Source organism: Pseudomonas sp. B21-035 (assembly GCF_024748945.1).
Lineage (GTDB): Bacteria > Pseudomonadota > Gammaproteobacteria > Pseudomonadales > Pseudomonadaceae > Aquipseudomonas.
The window spans coordinates 2,327,512-2,342,183 of record NZ_CP087179.1; the positions used below are offsets into that span (position 1 = coordinate 2,327,512).

General features: G+C 64.0%; 14 protein-coding genes. 7 read left to right on the top strand and 7 right to left on the bottom strand.

Going from position 1 to position 14,672, the window contains the following annotated elements; all coding sequences use genetic code 11:
* Window positions 1–117: 117 nt before the first annotated feature.
* Entirely contained in the window at window positions 118–291 is a 174-nt protein-coding gene (locus LOY22_RS10775) for a hypothetical protein (RefSeq protein WP_176794272.1), read from the top strand.
* A gap of 73 nt (window positions 292–364) precedes the next feature.
* Here LOY22_RS10775 and LOY22_RS10780 read toward each other — a convergent pair whose 3' ends face one another.
* Window positions 365–583, bottom strand: a complete 219-nt coding sequence (locus LOY22_RS10780) for a hypothetical protein (RefSeq protein WP_093384216.1) — start codon at window positions 581–583, stop codon at window positions 365–367.
* 282 nt (window positions 584–865) lie between these two features.
* Between LOY22_RS10780 and LOY22_RS10785 the strand changes: the two genes are divergently transcribed.
* From LOY22_RS10785 to LOY22_RS10800, 4 genes are all read left to right on the top strand, one after another.
* Complete coding sequence (locus LOY22_RS10785; RefSeq protein ID WP_213601652.1) at window positions 866–2,119, top strand: HlyD family secretion protein; 1,254 nt, start codon at window positions 866–868, stop codon at window positions 2,117–2,119.
* Between the two features lie 44 nt (window positions 2,120–2,163).
* Entirely contained in the window at window positions 2,164–4,299 is a 2,136-nt protein-coding gene (locus LOY22_RS10790) for a peptidase domain-containing ABC transporter (RefSeq protein WP_408980949.1), read from the top strand.
* Window positions 4,296–5,660, top strand: a complete 1,365-nt coding sequence (locus tag LOY22_RS10795) for a TolC family protein (RefSeq protein WP_213601648.1) — start codon at window positions 4,296–4,298, stop codon at window positions 5,658–5,660. Before LOY22_RS10790 ends, LOY22_RS10795 begins: the two co-directional genes overlap by 4 nt.
* Before the next feature lie 61 nt (window positions 5,661–5,721).
* Window positions 5,722–6,201 (top strand): VOC family protein, encoded by a 480-nt coding sequence (locus tag LOY22_RS10800; protein ID WP_093384203.1) that lies wholly within the window; start codon window positions 5,722–5,724, stop codon window positions 6,199–6,201.
* A 59-nt stretch (window positions 6,202–6,260) separates the two neighbouring features.
* Here LOY22_RS10800 and LOY22_RS10805 read toward each other — a convergent pair whose 3' ends face one another.
* Together LOY22_RS10805 and LOY22_RS10810 are read right to left on the bottom strand one after the other, a co-directional pair.
* Window positions 6,261–8,678 carry a TonB-dependent receptor gene (locus tag LOY22_RS10805; protein WP_258597439.1) on the bottom strand — a complete coding sequence of 806 codons (2,418 nt, stop codon included), beginning with the start codon at window positions 8,676–8,678 and terminating at the stop codon, window positions 6,261–6,263.
* A 112-nt stretch (window positions 8,679–8,790) separates the two neighbouring features.
* Complete coding sequence (locus tag LOY22_RS10810) at window positions 8,791–9,918, bottom strand: alkene reductase (RefSeq protein ID WP_258597441.1); 1,128 nt, start codon at window positions 9,916–9,918, stop codon at window positions 8,791–8,793.
* Between the two features lie 139 nt (window positions 9,919–10,057).
* Between LOY22_RS10810 and LOY22_RS10815 the strand changes: the two genes are divergently transcribed.
* On the top strand, window positions 10,058–10,987 hold the full coding sequence (locus tag LOY22_RS10815; protein WP_045201313.1) for a LysR family transcriptional regulator: 930 nt from the start codon (window positions 10,058–10,060) through the stop codon (window positions 10,985–10,987).
* Window position 10,988: 1 nt separating this feature from the next.
* Here LOY22_RS10815 and LOY22_RS10820 read toward each other — a convergent pair whose 3' ends face one another.
* Entirely contained in the window at window positions 10,989–12,017 is a 1,029-nt protein-coding gene (locus tag LOY22_RS10820; protein WP_258597442.1) for a DUF1176 domain-containing protein, read from the bottom strand.
* A gap of 94 nt (window positions 12,018–12,111) precedes the next feature.
* Between LOY22_RS10820 and LOY22_RS10825 the strand changes: the two genes are divergently transcribed.
* Complete coding sequence (locus LOY22_RS10825) at window positions 12,112–12,615, top strand: GNAT family N-acetyltransferase (RefSeq protein WP_258597444.1); 504 nt, start codon at window positions 12,112–12,114, stop codon at window positions 12,613–12,615.
* On the opposite strand, the gene LOY22_RS10830 is transcribed toward LOY22_RS10825, so the two are convergent.
* Genes LOY22_RS10830 through LOY22_RS10840 form a run of 3 tightly spaced genes read right to left on the bottom strand, consistent with a single transcriptional unit; the run spans window position 12,612 to window position 14,447 of the window.
* The gene (locus tag LOY22_RS10830) at window positions 12,612–13,004 is read right to left on the bottom strand and encodes a GFA family protein (RefSeq protein ID WP_093384178.1); all 393 of its coding nucleotides are present in this window, start codon (window positions 13,002–13,004) and stop codon (window positions 12,612–12,614) included. The two genes, LOY22_RS10825 and LOY22_RS10830, sit on opposite strands and share 4 nt — an antisense overlap.
* A gap of 37 nt (window positions 13,005–13,041) precedes the next feature.
* Window positions 13,042–13,443, bottom strand: a complete 402-nt coding sequence (locus LOY22_RS10835; protein ID WP_258597446.1) for a hypothetical protein — start codon at window positions 13,441–13,443, stop codon at window positions 13,042–13,044.
* Entirely contained in the window at window positions 13,440–14,447 is a 1,008-nt protein-coding gene (locus tag LOY22_RS10840; protein WP_258597448.1) for a hypothetical protein, read from the bottom strand. The genes LOY22_RS10835 and LOY22_RS10840 overlap by 4 nt, the downstream gene beginning before the upstream one ends.
* Window positions 14,448–14,672: the final 225 nt, after the last annotated feature.

The following is a 14,672-nucleotide window of genomic DNA, read 5'->3' on the forward strand; positions in this document are numbered from 1 at the left end:
CGAACGTCCGTCCTGGCCGGGCATCATCGCAGAAGCCGGGCCAACTTCAAGCCGTTGCCGATCAGAACTCCAAGGCTGCTGTGCTATCCAACGGGTATGACACGGGAGGTAACTGCAATGACCAGCAACGAGCGCGAGGCGCCCGCCAACGAGACGGACAAGCCTGCTGAAGATGAAGACCTTGCCAACCGGCCGATCACTCCGGCCAATCACCGTACTCAGGCTGAGGCCGCTGAAGAACTTAGCCGCAAGATTGCCGAGATTGAACGCAAGGTCGCTGATGGCAATTAACTATCATCTCTATATATAGAACGAAGGGCCATGACGGCCCTTCGCTTACTTCCAACTCATCTATCCGCTGAGTTTACTTGCACAGGGTGTAACTGCCCTGGTGCGCACCGCCTCTGTACAAGTCAAAGCGGTAGCCGGCACCCGCGCCGAAGTTATAAGAGCCACCGGTCAGTGTCCAGGAGCCGGCGCTGACGGAAAACCCGCCGCTTACCTGGTCCACTTCCTGATCGTCGAGCACCCGCAGGGCAGAGGGTTGCGCGCTGGTCATGTCGATGTTTTGTGCATGGGTCATGTTATCTATACCTCGTTTGCTACAGTGGGTTCGTCCTAGGTTGATCCCCCCAGGAGAGGGCCTGGGCGCAAGGTGTTGCACTATAAAAGTGTGAGATCGATCACAGTTCCAATAACAGTGGCAGGCTGTTTCGATCCCCGGCCAAGTTAGTAATGCCAGCGCTTTAAGTGCAATAGTACAAGTGTGCTAGTGCCTGTCGATTAACTCGCCGTTATGCTGCAACAGGCTCAGGCGATCAGTCTGTTCATGTTATTAACGTTATCCGCCGGGTCATGGATTGGCATGTTATTCAGGAGCGAAGCCGTGCACGCACGGCGTGACAAGGAGTTGGGCAGCGTACTGCTGGTGTCGCCCGTGCCCCTGCGCTGGGCGGCGCTGGCTGCGCTGCTGTTCAGCCTGGTGTTGATCGTGTTCCTGACCTGCGCCACCTACACCCGCCGCGCCACCGTGAGCGGCGTACTGGTGCCCGAGGGCGGGCTGATCAAGGTGTTTGCGCCACAGGCAGGGGTGGTGCAAGGCCTGGCTGCGGTCGAAGGTCAGAGCGTTGAGGCCGGGTCGACACTGATGGCCCTGGGCAGTGACCTGTATGCCGAGGCCGGTGGCGCGCACGTGGCTATCAGCCGCTTGATCAAGCGACGTAACGACAGCCTTACTGAGGAGATTGCCAGCACCCGTGCGCTGCACCTGAAGGAGCTTGAGGGCAAGCGCCGGCGCCTGGCGGTGCTGGAAAGCGAGCAGCAGAAAATCCTCACGCAGATGGACATCAGCCGCCAGCGCCTGGGGTTGGCCCAAGGCATTGCCGCGCGTTATGCCGACCTGCAGCGCCAGGACTACGTGTCGCGCGACCAGTTGCAGGAAAAGCAGGACGCCGTGCTCGAAGTGCGCCTGCGCAGCGAAGAACTGAGCCGTTCGTTGCTGTCGCTGCGCAACGATATCGCCACCTTGCGCGCCGAGCTTGCCGAGTTGCCGTTCAACCAGGGCAAGCAACTGGCCGAGCTTGAGCGGCGCTTGTCGCAAAGCCAGGGCAACCTGCTGGAAAGCGAAGTCAAACGCCAGGTGGTGATTACCGCCCCGGCCAGTGGCGAGGTGACGGCGGTGGGCGTGGTCAACGGCACCCGCGCCGACAGTAACCGGCCGCTGTTGAGCATCGTGCCCAGCGATGCCCAGCTGTACGCCGAACTCTATGTGCCCAGCCGTTCGGCCGGTTTTGTGCGCAGCGGCGATGCCGTGCTGTTGCGCTACCAGGCTTATCCCTACCAGCACTTCGGCCTGGCACGCGGCACGGTAGCGTCGGTGTCGCGCAGCGCGCTGCCAGCCGACGAAATCATGAGCGTGGGCGGCGTCTCCGAGCAGCAGCGCGAGCAAGGCCCGATGTACCGGGTCAGGGTCACCCTTGAACAACAAGCCATGCGCGGACGCGGGCTGAACGAGCGCTTGCGTTCGGGCATGCAACTGGACGCCGACATCCTGCAGGAGAACATGCCCCTCTACGAGTGGCTGCTCGAACCCCTGCGCGGCATAGGGAAACGCCTTTGAACATTCGCCAACCGCTGGCTTTCGGCATCGGCCGCAAGCTGCCCATGGTGCTCCAGGCCGAAGCCGCCGAGTGCGGCCAGGCCTGCCTGGCGATGATCGCCGGCTTTCACGGCCAGCGTCATGACCTGTTCTCGCTGCGCCAGAAGCTGTCGCCGTCGATGAAGGGCGCGACCCTCAAGCAACTGATGGCCATGGCCAGCCAGTTAGGCCTGGCCAGCCGGCCATTGCGCCTGGAACTGCAAGCACTCGGGCAACTGCGCTTGCCCTGTGTGCTGCACTGGAATTTCAACCATTTCGTGGTGCTCAAGGAGGTCGGGCCGCGCGGGGTGACCCTGCACGATCCGGGGCGCGGGGTGTGCAAGCTGTCGTTCGAAGAAGTCTCGGCAGCCTTCACCGGCGTGGCCCTGGAGCTGTGGCCACAGAGCGATTTCCAGCAGGGCGCGGCCAATCCGCCGCTGCGCCTGCGCCAGTTGCTGGGCCGGGTACAGGGCTTTGGCGGGGTGCTCAGCCATGTGCTGTTGCTGGCGGCGGCGCTGGAGCTGTGCATGGTGCTCAGCCCGTTTTTTTTGCAAACGGTGATCGACAAGGTGCTGGTCAGCGCCGATCTCGACCTGCTGGCGGTGCTGGCCATCGGTTTCGGTCTGCTGCTGGTGATGCAGCAAACCCTGGCGCTGGGGCGCTCCTGGGCGTTGATGTACCTGGGCACCCTGCTCAGCGCGCAATGGCAGATTAACGTCTTCAGCCATCTTGTGCGTTTGCCGGTGGCGTTTTTCGAGCGCCGCCACCTGGGCGATATCGTCTCGCGTTTTGGCTCGTTGAAGTCGATCCAGCACACCCTGACCACCTCGTTTGTCGAAGCCTTGCTCGATGGCCTGATGACCCTGGTAACCCTGGGCCTGATGTTCGCTTACAGCCCGCCGCTGGCACTGATCGCGCTGCTGGCCATGGTCATCTATGCCCTGGCCCGCTGGGCCTGGTTCGGCCCGCTGCGCCGCGCCAGCGAAGAGGAGCTGGTGCATGCCGCCCGCCAGCAGAGTTACTTTCTGGAAAGCGTGCGCGGGGTGCGCACCATCAAGTTGTTCGGCCATCAGGAGCAACGCGCCAGCGCCTGGGGCAGCCTGCTGGTCGAAGAAATCAACGCCGGCTTGCGTCCGCAAAAGCTCGCGCTGGCTTACCGCGCTTTCAATGGCCTGCTGTTCGGTCTGGTGACCGTGCTGGTGATCTGGCTCGGTGCCAGGCTGGTGCTCGATGGCCAGTTCAGCGCCGGCATGCTGATTGCCTTCAACGCCTACAAGGAGCAGTTCAACAGTCGCGTAGCCGGGCTGATCGACAAGCTGGTCGATGTGCTGATGCTGCGCCTGCATGGCGAGCGCCTGGCCGATATCCTGCTGCAGGTGCCCGAACCCAGAGCGCCTGAGAAACCTGACGACAACGACGCCGTCGACAGCGTGCCGAGCCTGGAAGTGCGCCAGCTCAAGTTTCGCTATTGCGAGCACGAGCCCTATGTGCTCGATGAAGTGTCGGTGCGCATCGAAGCCGGCGATTCGCTGGCGATCGTCGGCCCCTCGGGAGGCGGCAAGAGCACCTTGCTCAATGTCATGCTCGGCATTCTCAGCCCCAGCAGCGGCAGCGTGTTGCTCGACGGTGTGGCCATCGACAGCCATAACCTGGAGCGGTTGCGGCGGATCAGCGCCACGGTGCTTCAGGATGATGTGCTGTTCGCCGGCTCGATTGCCGACAACATCAGTTTTTTCAGCGCCGAGGCCAACCCGCGCTGGGTCGAGCAGTGCGCGCGCATGGCGGCGGTGCATGACGACATCGCGCAAATGCCCATGGCCTACAACACCCTGGTGGGCGACATGGGCACGGTGCTGTCGGGTGGGCAGAAGCAACGCATCCTGCTGGCCCGGGCGCTGTACCGGCGGCCCAAGCTGCTGTTTCTCGACGAAGCCACCAGCCACCTCGACATCGACCGCGAGGCGGCGGTCAACCAGGCGCTGCAGGCGCTGAACATCACCCGCATCATTGTTGCCCATCGCCCCGATACCATTCGCTCGGCGCGCCGGGTGCTGGCGCTGGACAACGGCCGGGTGGTGTATGACGGGCCGCTGATCGAGGCCGATGAGCAAGCGCCAGCCGAGCCAGATGAACGTGCCTGTGGTACGGCGTCTTCGTCATGAACCGTCACCTGACCAGGCTGTGTCTGGCTGCCTTGCTGCTGGCCTGGACGGTGCTACCGGGCATGGCCGCCGAAGCCCTCGATGCCTGCCCAGGCAGGTTAAGCCCTGCACAGCCACTGGTGTTGTCCAGTGCCGTGGCCATCGCCCTGTGCGCCGATCCGCAAGTGCGCGAAGCCTGGCTGTCACAACTGAGCAGCCAGGCCAGCCTGGATGCCGAGTACTCGGCCTACTGGCCGACTGTGCAAGCCCAGGCCAGCAGCGGGCGGGCGAGCCGCAAGACGCGCTTTGACAACTTTCCCGAGGCTGACTCGACCCTCAACACCCGCACCAACAGCTATGGCCTGAACCTCAACTGGGTGCTCTATGATTTTGGCCTGCGCGCGGCGAAAGTCGAGGGCGCCCGCCAGCTGTTGAACGCGGCCAGCAGCAGTCGGGTGGAGAAAATCCAGGCCACGGTGCTCGCCACCAGCAAGGCCTTCTACCAGGTCCAGGCCAACGCCGCCTTGCTCGCGGCCAAGCGCAGCGCCGAGTCCCTGGCGGCCAGCAGCCTCAAGGCGGCCACCGCCAAGTACCAGGCCGGGGCCGGCGAGCAGAGCGACCGTCTGCAGGCCCAGACGACTCACGACCAGGCGCAGCTTGAACGGGTGCTGGCTGAAGGTGACTACGCGACGGCCCAGGGCGCCCTGGCCAGTGCCCTCGGGCTGTCACCCTCGGCGCCGCTGACACTCACCGCCTTGAACGAGCCGGCGGGGCAGGAGGATGAGTTCATGGCCAGTGTCGATGCCTTGATGGAGCAAGCCCGGGCCCGGCACCCGGCCATCGAAAAGGCCCGCGCCGATTGGTTCGCCACCCGCGCCAGGGCGGATGAAGCGCGTGCCGAGGGGCGGCCCAAGGTGTCGCTGTTCAGCAGCTACCAGCAAGAAGACACGCCGATCGACCAGGTGTCGACACGCCAGCAGATCGAGACCTGGAGCGTGGGCGTGCAGATTACCGTGCCGATCTTCGACGGCTTCCTCAGCCGTCGGCGTGCCCGCGCCGCCGATTATGAAGCCGGCGCCCGCGAGCAGGCCCTGGAGCAGGCCGAACGCAGCGTGGCCCTCAACGTCTGGAAAAGCCGCCAGGCCCTGGATGCGCGCACCCGCGCCCTGGCCATCAGCCGCAGCTTCGTCGCCAGCGCCGGGCAATCCCATCAAGTGGCATTGGGGCGCTACAAGGCTGGGGTGGGCAGCATCATCGAACTGCTCAGGGCGCAGAACGAGCTGGCGCTTGCCGAGCAGCGGCGCGTGGAATCGCTGGTCAACTGGTACACCGCCAGGTTGCAACTGGCGGCGGACCTGGGGCAGTTGAATGGTGCGTTGTGAGTGTGTTCGCTGTCTTTCTGACTAGACTCAACCTGCCATTCACCAACCGTGGAGAACCAGGATGAGCCCTAAAAATACCATCTGCCTCTGGTACGACGGCACCGCGCTGGAGGCTGCGACCTTTTATGCCAAGACCTTCCCCGACAGCAAGGTCGGTGCCGTGCACCGGGCGCCGGGCGACTTTCCCTCGGGTAAAGAGGGCGATGTGCTGACCGTCGAGTTTACCGTGCTGGGCATCCCCTGCGTGGGGCTTAACGGCGGGCCGATGTTCACCCACAGCGAGGCGTTTTCGTTTCAGGTGGCGACCGAGGATCAGGCCGAAACCGATCGTCTGTGGGACGCCATTGTCGGCAATGGCGGCCAGGAAAGCGCCTGTGGCTGGTGCAAGGACAAGTGGGGGCTGTCGTGGCAGATTTCGCCGCGGGTGCTGGTCGAGGCAATTACCAGCACTGACCGTGCCGCCGCCAAGCGCGCCTTCGATGCGATGATGGGCATGCGCAAGATTGATATCGCGGCGATTGCGGCGGCGGTCAGGGGTTGAATTGCCGGAGCTGGCTTGCCAGCTCCCGCACAGATCCTGTTGCAGCAACAGCGTTGCCCTCAGAACCCCAGGGTCGCTGACACCAGGTAGGTGCGCGGGGTCGACAACGTCAGCCCGGCCTCGCTGTCATCCGAGGCGCCCGCCGAAGCCCAGTAGTGCTCATCCAGCACATTCTCGACACTGGCGCGCAGGGTGATGGCCTTGTCATCGACCTTGAAGGCATAGCGCGCCCCCAGGTCGTAACGCTCCCAGCCGTCGATCTGCTTGCTGTTGGCCTGGTCCAGGTACTGCGAGCTTGAGTGGATGCCCCGGGCCGTCAGGGTCAGGCCGGCGAGGGCAGGCACGTCATACTCGGCGCTCAGGCTGAGGTTGTACTCCGGCGTTGCCGGGGCGCGGTTACCGTCGAAGCTGGCGCCGACGGTGTCGGTCAGTTCGCTGTCGATGTACATCACCCCACCGAGCAGGCGAAAGCCCTTGAGCGGCTCGCCGAACACATTGAGTTCAATGCCCTTGTTCTCACGCTTGCCATTGGGTCCGAACACCCGGGTAGTGGCGTTGGTCTCGTAGGCCGGCTGCTTGATGCGAAAGGCGCTGGCGGTCAGGGCGAAGTTGCCCAGGTCGTACTTGGCGCCGACTTCTACCTGGCGGCTAATGAACGGCGCGAAGATCTGGTCTTCGTTGATCGAGGTCGACGGGGCGATCTTGCCCTGGCTCAGGCCTTCCATGTAGTTGGCATACAGCGACAGCTGGTCGCTGAGCTTGAACAGGATGCCGCCCGAGGGCGAGAGCTTCTCTTCGTCGTAGGCGGTGTCGCCCTTGATGCCATCGCTCCAGTCATCGACCTGGACCCGCTGCCAGCGCGCACCCAGGGTCAGCAACAGGCGCTGGTCAAAAAAGCCCAGGGTGTCGGACAACGCCACGCCGCTGAAGCGGTTCTCGGTGTAGACCTTGGGGTCCGAGCGCAGCCGGGTGCCGGGCGTCGGGGTCGGGCGCGGGTTGTAGAGGTTGCTGGGGCCGGCGGCATAGCGCCCGCCGCCGTTCTCGAAGTCCATGTAGAAGTAGTTGGCCGCCAGGTTGAACTCGTGGCTCACCGGGCCGGTTGCGAACCAGCTGCGCAGGCCGGCGGTGGCGGTGCGCACGTTCTCGTCGCGGGTGAAGTCGCGCGGCTGGACGCTGAAGTCGCCGGCATCGTTGGACACCGGTACGTTGTGGCGGAGGAAGTCGTGGTTGCTCTTGCGCGCGCCGACGGCGCCGTAGGCCATCAGCGAGTCATTGAGGTCGAACTCGGCGTTGACTGTGCCGAAGGTGTCGTTGGTGCGCGCCTTGCTCCAGGCCTGGGCGTAGTTGCGGCGCACGTCGCCGGCGTCCGGCACCTTGGCGTTGGCGCCAACGATGACTCGCTCCTGGGGCGCATCGGTGTTGCGCTCGGTATGGCCGACATCGCTCGACAGGCGCAGGCGCTCGCCGCGAAAGTCCAGGCCGAGCACGGCCATTTCGCGGTCGACGCTCTGCTGGTCCCATTCGGTGTCGCCGGCTTGCTTGACGCCATTCAAGCGCAGGCCGAACTTGCCGTCCTCGCCAAAGCGCCGGCCGATGTCGACCGCACCGCCCACCTGGCTGTCGGACGCGTAGTTGCCGGTGAACTCGGTGATCGGCGTGTCGCTGGCGCGCTTGGGCACCACGTTGATGCCACCGCCGACGCTGCCGCGCGGCGAGATGCCGTTGATCAGCTGACTGGGGCCCTTGATGATGTCGACGCGGTCGGCCATTTCCATGTCGATGGAGTAAGTCGGCAGGATGCCGTACAGGCCGTTGTAGGCAACATCGCTATTGAACAGGCTGAAGCCGCGAATGGTGAATTGCTCGAAGCGCCCGCCGGCGGGGTTGGTGGCGCGCACCGACGGGTCGCTGGCGATCAGGTCGCCAAGGGTGCGCGCCTGTTGGCCCTTGATCGCCTCGCTGGTATAGGTGGTCATGCTGAACGGCGTTTCCATGAAGTCCCGCGAGCCCAGCAGGCCTTGCGAGCCCCGGCGCGCAACCTGGCCGCCGGCATAGCGCTGGCCATCATCGTCGCCGCCGCTGTGGGCGCCGAGGATGCTGGTCGGGGCGATCTCCACGGCGTCGCCGCTTTGCGGTGTAGGCACCAGGGTGTAGGCGCCCGCTGTCACCGGCTGCAGTTGCAGGCCCGAGCCCTGCAGCAGCCGGGCAAAGCCTTCATCGACGCTGAAGCTGCCGCTCAAGCCGGCGCTGCGCCGGCCATTGACCAGGCCCGGGTCGACCGACAGGCTGACCCCGGCCTGGGCGGCAAAGCGGGTCAGCGCCGTGCCCAGTTCGCCAGCCGGTACCTGGTAGCTGCGGCTGGCTCCGTCGGCCAGCGCCGCTGGCGGCGCCAACGACGCCAGGCCCAGCACCAGGCACAGGGTAGGGGACGAAAACGAAGACGCCAGGCGCGTTCTGTGGCGTGTCAGTACGGGCATTGTTGCGCTCTCTTTTCGATTCACATGCCCTTGATGACAAGCGAGCGAACAAAAGGGGACAGCGGTATGCGCAAATAATGCCACGCCTGGCCACGGCAGGCCTGCTCGCGCTTCAGGCCGGTGCGTACGGGGCGTAGTCCAGGTAGCCCTTGGCGCCGCCGCCGTAGTAGGTGTCGCGGTCCGGGGTGGTCAACGGCCAGCCGTTTTTCAGCCGGGCGACCAGATCGGGGTTGGCGATGAACGGCTGGCCAAAACCTGCCAGGTCGATCAGGCCGGCGTCAACCAGGTCCTGGGCACGCTCCAGGGTCATGTCGCCGGCCAGGATCAACGCGGTCTGGCGCAGTTGCGCCTTGCAGTCGGCCAGCAGCGCGCGCAGGGCCTGTTCCTGGGCCACGGCGCCTGCGCTGGCGAGGAAGAAGTGGGTCTGGTCCATCACATGCACATAGGCGATACCGCGCGCGCCCATGCCGGCGCAGAGGGCCGAGTAGGTCTCGTCGATTTGCGCGTAGATCGGCATGTCGAACAGCTGGCCGTAAGGCGAGATACGGATGCCGACCTTGTCGGCGCCGATGCGGTTGACCACAGCATCGACCACTTCAAAGACAAAGCGCAGGCGGTTCTCCAGGGTGTCGGCGGCGTAACGGTCGCTGCGGTCGTTGACCAGCGGGTTGAGGAACTGCTCGATCAGGTAGCCGTTGGCGCCGTGGATTTCGACGCCGTCAAAGCCTGCGGCAATGGCGTTGGCCGCGGCCTGGGCGAAGTCTTCGACGACCCGGCCGACTTCTTCGGTGTTCAGCGGGCGCGGCGTCGAGGTCGAGACAAAACCCGGCTCGCCGCTGTCGGTGTAGCCGAAGGCAATCGCGCCCTGGGCGACCTTGCCGGTGGCGCTGACCGGGGCCAGGCCATCGCGCTGGATCGAGGTGTGCGAGACCCGGCCGACATGCCACAGTTGGGCGAAGATCTTGCCGCCGACGCTGTGCACCGAGTCGGTCACCAGCTTCCAGCCGTGGATCTGCTGCTCGCTGAAGATGCCCGGGTTGAACAGATAGCCCTGGCCTTCGCGGGAGATCGGCGTGCCTTCGGAAACGATCAGGCCGGCGGTGCCGCGCTGGGTGTAATGCAGGGCGATCTGTTCGGTGGCGATGTCTTGCGGGGCGCGTGAACGGGTCATCGGCGCCATGACGAAACGGTTGCTCAGCTGCAGTGGGCCGAGGTCATAGGGGGCAAACAGGTCTTTCATGCGTGGGGCCTCTGGGTGGAATGGCGCCATGCTAGGGGCTTGCGAAAACAGCCACAATCAAGGCTAAAGGCAAAACACTATTGCTGTAACAGCAATATGAGCACCTATACTGGACGGATTTCTCGTTCAGGAGCCGCCCATGCACCTCAAGGCCCACCGCTTCTTCGCCATGGTCGCGGTGACCGGTAGTTTCTCTGCCACCGCCCGGCATTTTCAGGTGCCGGCCTCGTCGGTGTCGCGTTTTATCGCGGCGCTGGAGCGCGAGGTCGGGCAGCAGTTGCTGTACCGCAACACCCGCGCGGTGAAGCTGACCGAAGCCGGTGAGCGCTATTACCTCCAGATTCGCGAAGTACTGGAGCTGCTGGATGCTGCCGACGAGTCGATCAGCGGCAAGCCCGGCGACATTCGCGGCCTGGTGCGGATCAACGCGCCGGTGGCTTTTGCCCATCTGCATCTCGTGCGCCTGCTCAATGGCTTGCATGAGCAATACCCGGAACTGACCGTGGAGCTGACCGCCACCGATGCCTACATCGACCCGGTGCAGGAGGGCGCCGACATCACCTTTCGCGTCGGCCATCTGCAGGATTCGGGGCTGATCGGCCGGCAGATCTGCACCCAGCGTTATGTCCTGTGTGCCAGCCCCAGCTACCTTGAAAAACATGGCCAGCCGGGCTGCGCGCAGGACCTGCGCCAGCATAGCTGCCTGGTCTACAAAGGCACCGGCGGTGCGCAGCGCTGGTACTTGCGCCGACCGGGCAGCGACAGCGTCGAGGTGGTCGAGGTGCACGGGCCGCTGCGCAGCAACAATGCCCAGGTGCTGGTGGAAGCGGCCCTGGCCGGGCGCGGCATCGTGTTTTTTCCGACCTGGCTGTTCAGCAAACACAGCTTTACCAGCAAGGCCCTGGTGCAACTGCTGCCCGACTGGCAAGGCGCCGTGGAGGCGACGCCGAGCCAGATCCACTTGTTGTCAGCGCAAAACCGCCTGCGCTCGCAGAAGGTGCGGCGGGTGTGGGACTACTTTCTCGACGCCATCGGCACGCCGCCGTACTGGGACGACCTCGGCGCCTGAGTCAGCCCTTGGCACGCCAGGTCACCGGCCAGTACTCCTCGTTGATGCTGTCGCAGCGCCACATGGTCCGCCGGTCCTTGAGCTGCATGGCCGCACCGTCGTATTGCCAGGTCGAGCTATCACCGCAGTCCTTGCCCATCTCGCGGAAAATCTTCAACTGGCCGCTGACCGGGTTGAAGTTGATCTGCCCATACAGGTCAGGGGAGAAGTGAGCCTCGGGCGCCGCCTTGAGTTCCAGCGGTGTCGCCTGGTACGGCGCCGTGCGCGAGACACGATAGAGGCTGTGGTTGCAGCCGTCCTCGGCGCAGCCGTAACGCAGGCGCACCAGGGCGTGGGCCGGGTCCAGGGGGTAGACCTCGGCCTGGGCCTGCCAGTTCTGATGGGGCGCGGCGCTCAGTTCGTCCTTGGTCAGAGCAATCAGGTAGTCGCCGATGGCCTGTTGCTCGGCGTCGCTCAAGGCCGGGGCCAGGGTAAAGCGCGGCAGTTTGGGAATCGCCGGGGCCGGCGGCACGCGGCTGTCCGCCTGGTAGCCCGGGCGCACGAAGGCGCTGGGGTGGCCGATGCGCCCTTGCACCGAGTCCATCAGCAACAGGGCGGCGCTCAAGCCCTGCAGCGATACCCGGCGCTCGCCAAAGTTGCTGTTGGAGCTCAGGGTGTCGCTGTTGCGCAGCTCGCGCAGTTTTTCGACGGCGGCGTCGCCCTCAAGGTAGTAGTACTCACGGTCGCTCGAGCCGTACTGCCAGGGCTCGGTGGGGCGGCCGTCGAGGTGAAACTCATAGCGCAGGCCGACGTCGTCGTAGCCGATCACACTGACCCGGGTGCTGCCTTTGGCGCCGGCTTCGCGAGCGATGTACAGGCCCATCCCGGGGTTGTCGGTGCTGCCCGACACCGCCGTGCAGCGACGGGTGTTGTCGCAGGCCAGCCGCCAGTCCTGGAATACCCGGGTCAGTGGCACCGGCTCCGGGGTGGCGGCCTGGGTCAGGGCGGGTAACAGGCCAAGGGCCAGCCAGGTCCATCTTGCTGAAAACATCGTGGTCGATCCTGCGGTGTCGATGAAGGGCGGCATGATCGCATCTTGGTGGTAGTCTGGCAGCTGTTCAGGATCAATCAGCCAAGGAAGCCTTGTGATCGCCGTCCGCCCCGTTTTACCCCATGAATGGCCCACTTACCGCGATCTGCGCCTGCAGGCATTGCAGGATTCGCCAGATGCCTTTGGCAGCACCTTCGCCGCCGAGTCGCAACGCAGCGATGAAAACTGGGCCACGCGGATAGCGGCGGCCCATGCCAGCGGCAACGACCGGGCGTTTTTCGCCGTTAACGGCGACGCCCTGTGCGGGATGGTCTGGTGCAAATTGTCCGCGGCCGAGCCGGGTGTGGCCGATATCTACCAGATGTGGGTCGACCCGGCCGCGCGTGGCCTGGGCGCCGGCAGTGCCTTGCTCAAGGCCGCACTGGACTGGGCTGCCAGCGTTGCCGTGCGCCGGGTGGGCCTGGGCGTGACCCTCGCCGACAGCCCGGCGATGCGCTTGTACCAGGCCCATGGCTTTCAGCCGGTCGGCGCCCCGCAGCCATTGCGCGAAGGGTCCAGCCTGATGTCGCAGGGGATGCAGCGACAGCTGGCCGTCTAGTCCTCGAAGCGCCCCGACGGGTCGCGATCTTTTTCGTAGTGGTGGCTGAGCGGGAAGGGTGGCAGCCAGGATTCGCGGCGGGTGGTCCAGCTTTCGTAGGTGGGCGTGAACAGGTTGGGGGCATCCAGCGCGCCGAGGTTGATCTCGACTTCATCGCCTGAGCGGGCGAACACCGACGAGCCGCAACGTGGGCAAAAATAGCGCCCGGCGTAGTCACGGGTTTCGCCTTCGATGCTGACTGCCTCTGCGGGGAAAATCGCCGAAGCGTGAAACAGCGCGCCGTGGTGCTTGCGACAGTCCAGGCAGTGACACAGGCCGACCCGGTAGGGGCGTCCCGAGGCTGCAAAACGCACGTTGGCGCACAGGCAACCGCCGGTGAGTGGGTCCATGGTGGGGCTCCTCATGTGTGTTAGCGGCCCTCGCGGGCTAGGGTTCGCAGATTTTGTACAACCCGAGACTTATGATCATTAACACGAACCCAATAAAGATCAGCCTGCCGGAAACAAGCACGCGACGCTTGAGCTGCCAGGGAAAGTTTTGCACTTGCGCTGCATCGAGCTGGCCTCGGCGAATATGTTTGTGGGGGGAGGCCAGCAAGCCACTTATCATTCCGACCAGTACCCAACGTGACAACAGGCTTGAAGTCCCCCAAACGCGAATCTGCTGCTCAAGCCAAGTGCTGCTTTGCAGCGCTGAAAGCGATCTTTCGAAATCTCGGCCATTTGCGATGCACGCATTCATCACGATCCCAGTCATCATGATGATCCATGGGCCTAGGATCAGTACCATCTGCACTTCCAGGGGCCAGGAACGAGGGTCAATAATCATGGGCCTGTCCAGTTGTAAAATAGTTCTCCAGCAAGATCGCCCGATGTGTTGCCAATCATGCTTCCCACATAAGTGCCCATGCCTACCAGGACTATGCCGCAAACGGCGCCGCCGTGCGGTCCGATGCCTACGCACACCGAAGCGGCGGCCCGGCCGCCTGCGTATGCTCCAGCCAGCCCGCCTCCAAGCCCGCCAGTGAAGCTGCCGGTCTCGGTAAAGCGGATTTTCCTGCATTCTTCTGTCGCTCCAGCGCGACATGCTGCCTGCACGTTTAACCAGGATGCCGTTCCACCCAGCCCGACTCCGACATAACCACCATATTTGAGATACTTCGCCGTCTTTGCCACCTGTTCCAGATGCGTAGCATAGCCAGGAATCTGTCCAGCTCCACCGGCGCGGCTCCAGTGGTGCACCAGGCTTCGGGTCGAAATTCCCAGGCTCTTGCGCAAGCGCTCGTGGTCTCCAAGATTGAGTTGCTTGTTGAGAAAAATGCTCTTCAACTGCGCATCAAGCTGCTGGAAGAGCGCGCGTCGGGCGTTGAAGAATGCCGGGCTGTTGAACCTGCCACTGCGACTGAATTCGCGCTGGTGCAACTGTTCGATACTGCGCAGTGTACCGTCGACCTGTCTTAACCCCTTCTCCAACATATCTTTGCCGATGCCCATCGACAGACTTGCTGTGCCCAGCATGCCGGCGATTTCGGGCAGGTTGCGCATCATGAAGTCTGCTTCCTGGGAAGTGAGCGTTGCCAGGCTTTCGCGTACCTGAGTTGCTGAATTCATCAGTTGGGCTTCTTCGCGAGTACAGGCATTGTCGATGCTCGGGTCGCCAATGACGAAGATCTCACCTGCCTTGAAGCCGCTGGCAAAGGTCGGGTTGAGCCGCTGTAGCCGGGCGATCAATTGCGGTCCATGTGCCGTAGTCAGCGAAGCCACTATCTGACCGTCAGTCATGCTGCGCGGCACGATGTAGAAGCCGGGCTGCAGCAATTCTGAGGAAGACATTATCGAGTGAGCTGGGGAAGGTGTTGAGGGTGGCATCCTTGTCATGCGCAGGTTCCTTGGGCAATGAAGGCCGGAACCTAGCACCGCCGCTCGCGATCTAGCGCACCGCTGGACGGAATCGGAAAGATCCTACAGTGAAAGTGGATTCGGATTGGCGGGCGTACGATGAGACCGGTACAGCCAGCACTTCAGGTGCTGGCCGAATTACGACCGCTTCGCGCTCGA

What these genes read in the sequence shown, in the direction of transcription:
- LOY22_RS10795 (WP_213601648.1), top strand. Translation starts at nt 4,296, where the DNA reads ATGAACCGTCACCTGACCAGGCTGTGTCTGGCTGCCTTGCTGCTGGCC.
- LOY22_RS10820 (WP_258597442.1), bottom strand. Translation starts at nt 12,017, where the DNA reads ATGTTTTCAGCAAGATGGACCTGGCTGGCCCTTGGCCTGTTACCCGCC.
- LOY22_RS10830 (WP_093384178.1), bottom strand. Translation starts at nt 13,004, where the DNA reads ATGGACCCACTCACCGGCGGTTGCCTGTGCGCCAACGTGCGTTTTGCA.
- LOY22_RS10805 (WP_258597439.1), bottom strand. Translation starts at nt 8,678, where the DNA reads ATGCCCGTACTGACACGCCACAGAACGCGCCTGGCGTCTTCGTTTTCG.
- LOY22_RS10810 (WP_258597441.1), bottom strand. Translation starts at nt 9,918, where the DNA reads ATGAAAGACCTGTTTGCCCCCTATGACCTCGGCCCACTGCAGCTGAGC.
- LOY22_RS10790 (WP_408980949.1), top strand. Translation starts at nt 2,164, where the DNA reads ATGGTGCTCCAGGCCGAAGCCGCCGAGTGCGGCCAGGCCTGCCTGGCG.
- LOY22_RS10785 (WP_213601652.1), top strand. Translation starts at nt 866, where the DNA reads ATGTTATTCAGGAGCGAAGCCGTGCACGCACGGCGTGACAAGGAGTTG.
- LOY22_RS10780 (WP_093384216.1), bottom strand. Translation starts at nt 583, where the DNA reads ATGACCCATGCACAAAACATCGACATGACCAGCGCGCAACCCTCTGCC.
- LOY22_RS10815 (WP_045201313.1), top strand. Translation starts at nt 10,058, where the DNA reads ATGCACCTCAAGGCCCACCGCTTCTTCGCCATGGTCGCGGTGACCGGT.
- LOY22_RS10775 (WP_176794272.1), top strand. Translation starts at nt 118, where the DNA reads ATGACCAGCAACGAGCGCGAGGCGCCCGCCAACGAGACGGACAAGCCT.
- LOY22_RS10840 (WP_258597448.1), bottom strand. Translation starts at nt 14,447, where the DNA reads ATGTCTTCCTCAGAATTGCTGCAGCCCGGCTTCTACATCGTGCCGCGC.
- LOY22_RS10800 (WP_093384203.1), top strand. Translation starts at nt 5,722, where the DNA reads ATGAGCCCTAAAAATACCATCTGCCTCTGGTACGACGGCACCGCGCTG.
- LOY22_RS10835 (WP_258597446.1), bottom strand. Translation starts at nt 13,443, where the DNA reads ATGATTATTGACCCTCGTTCCTGGCCCCTGGAAGTGCAGATGGTACTG.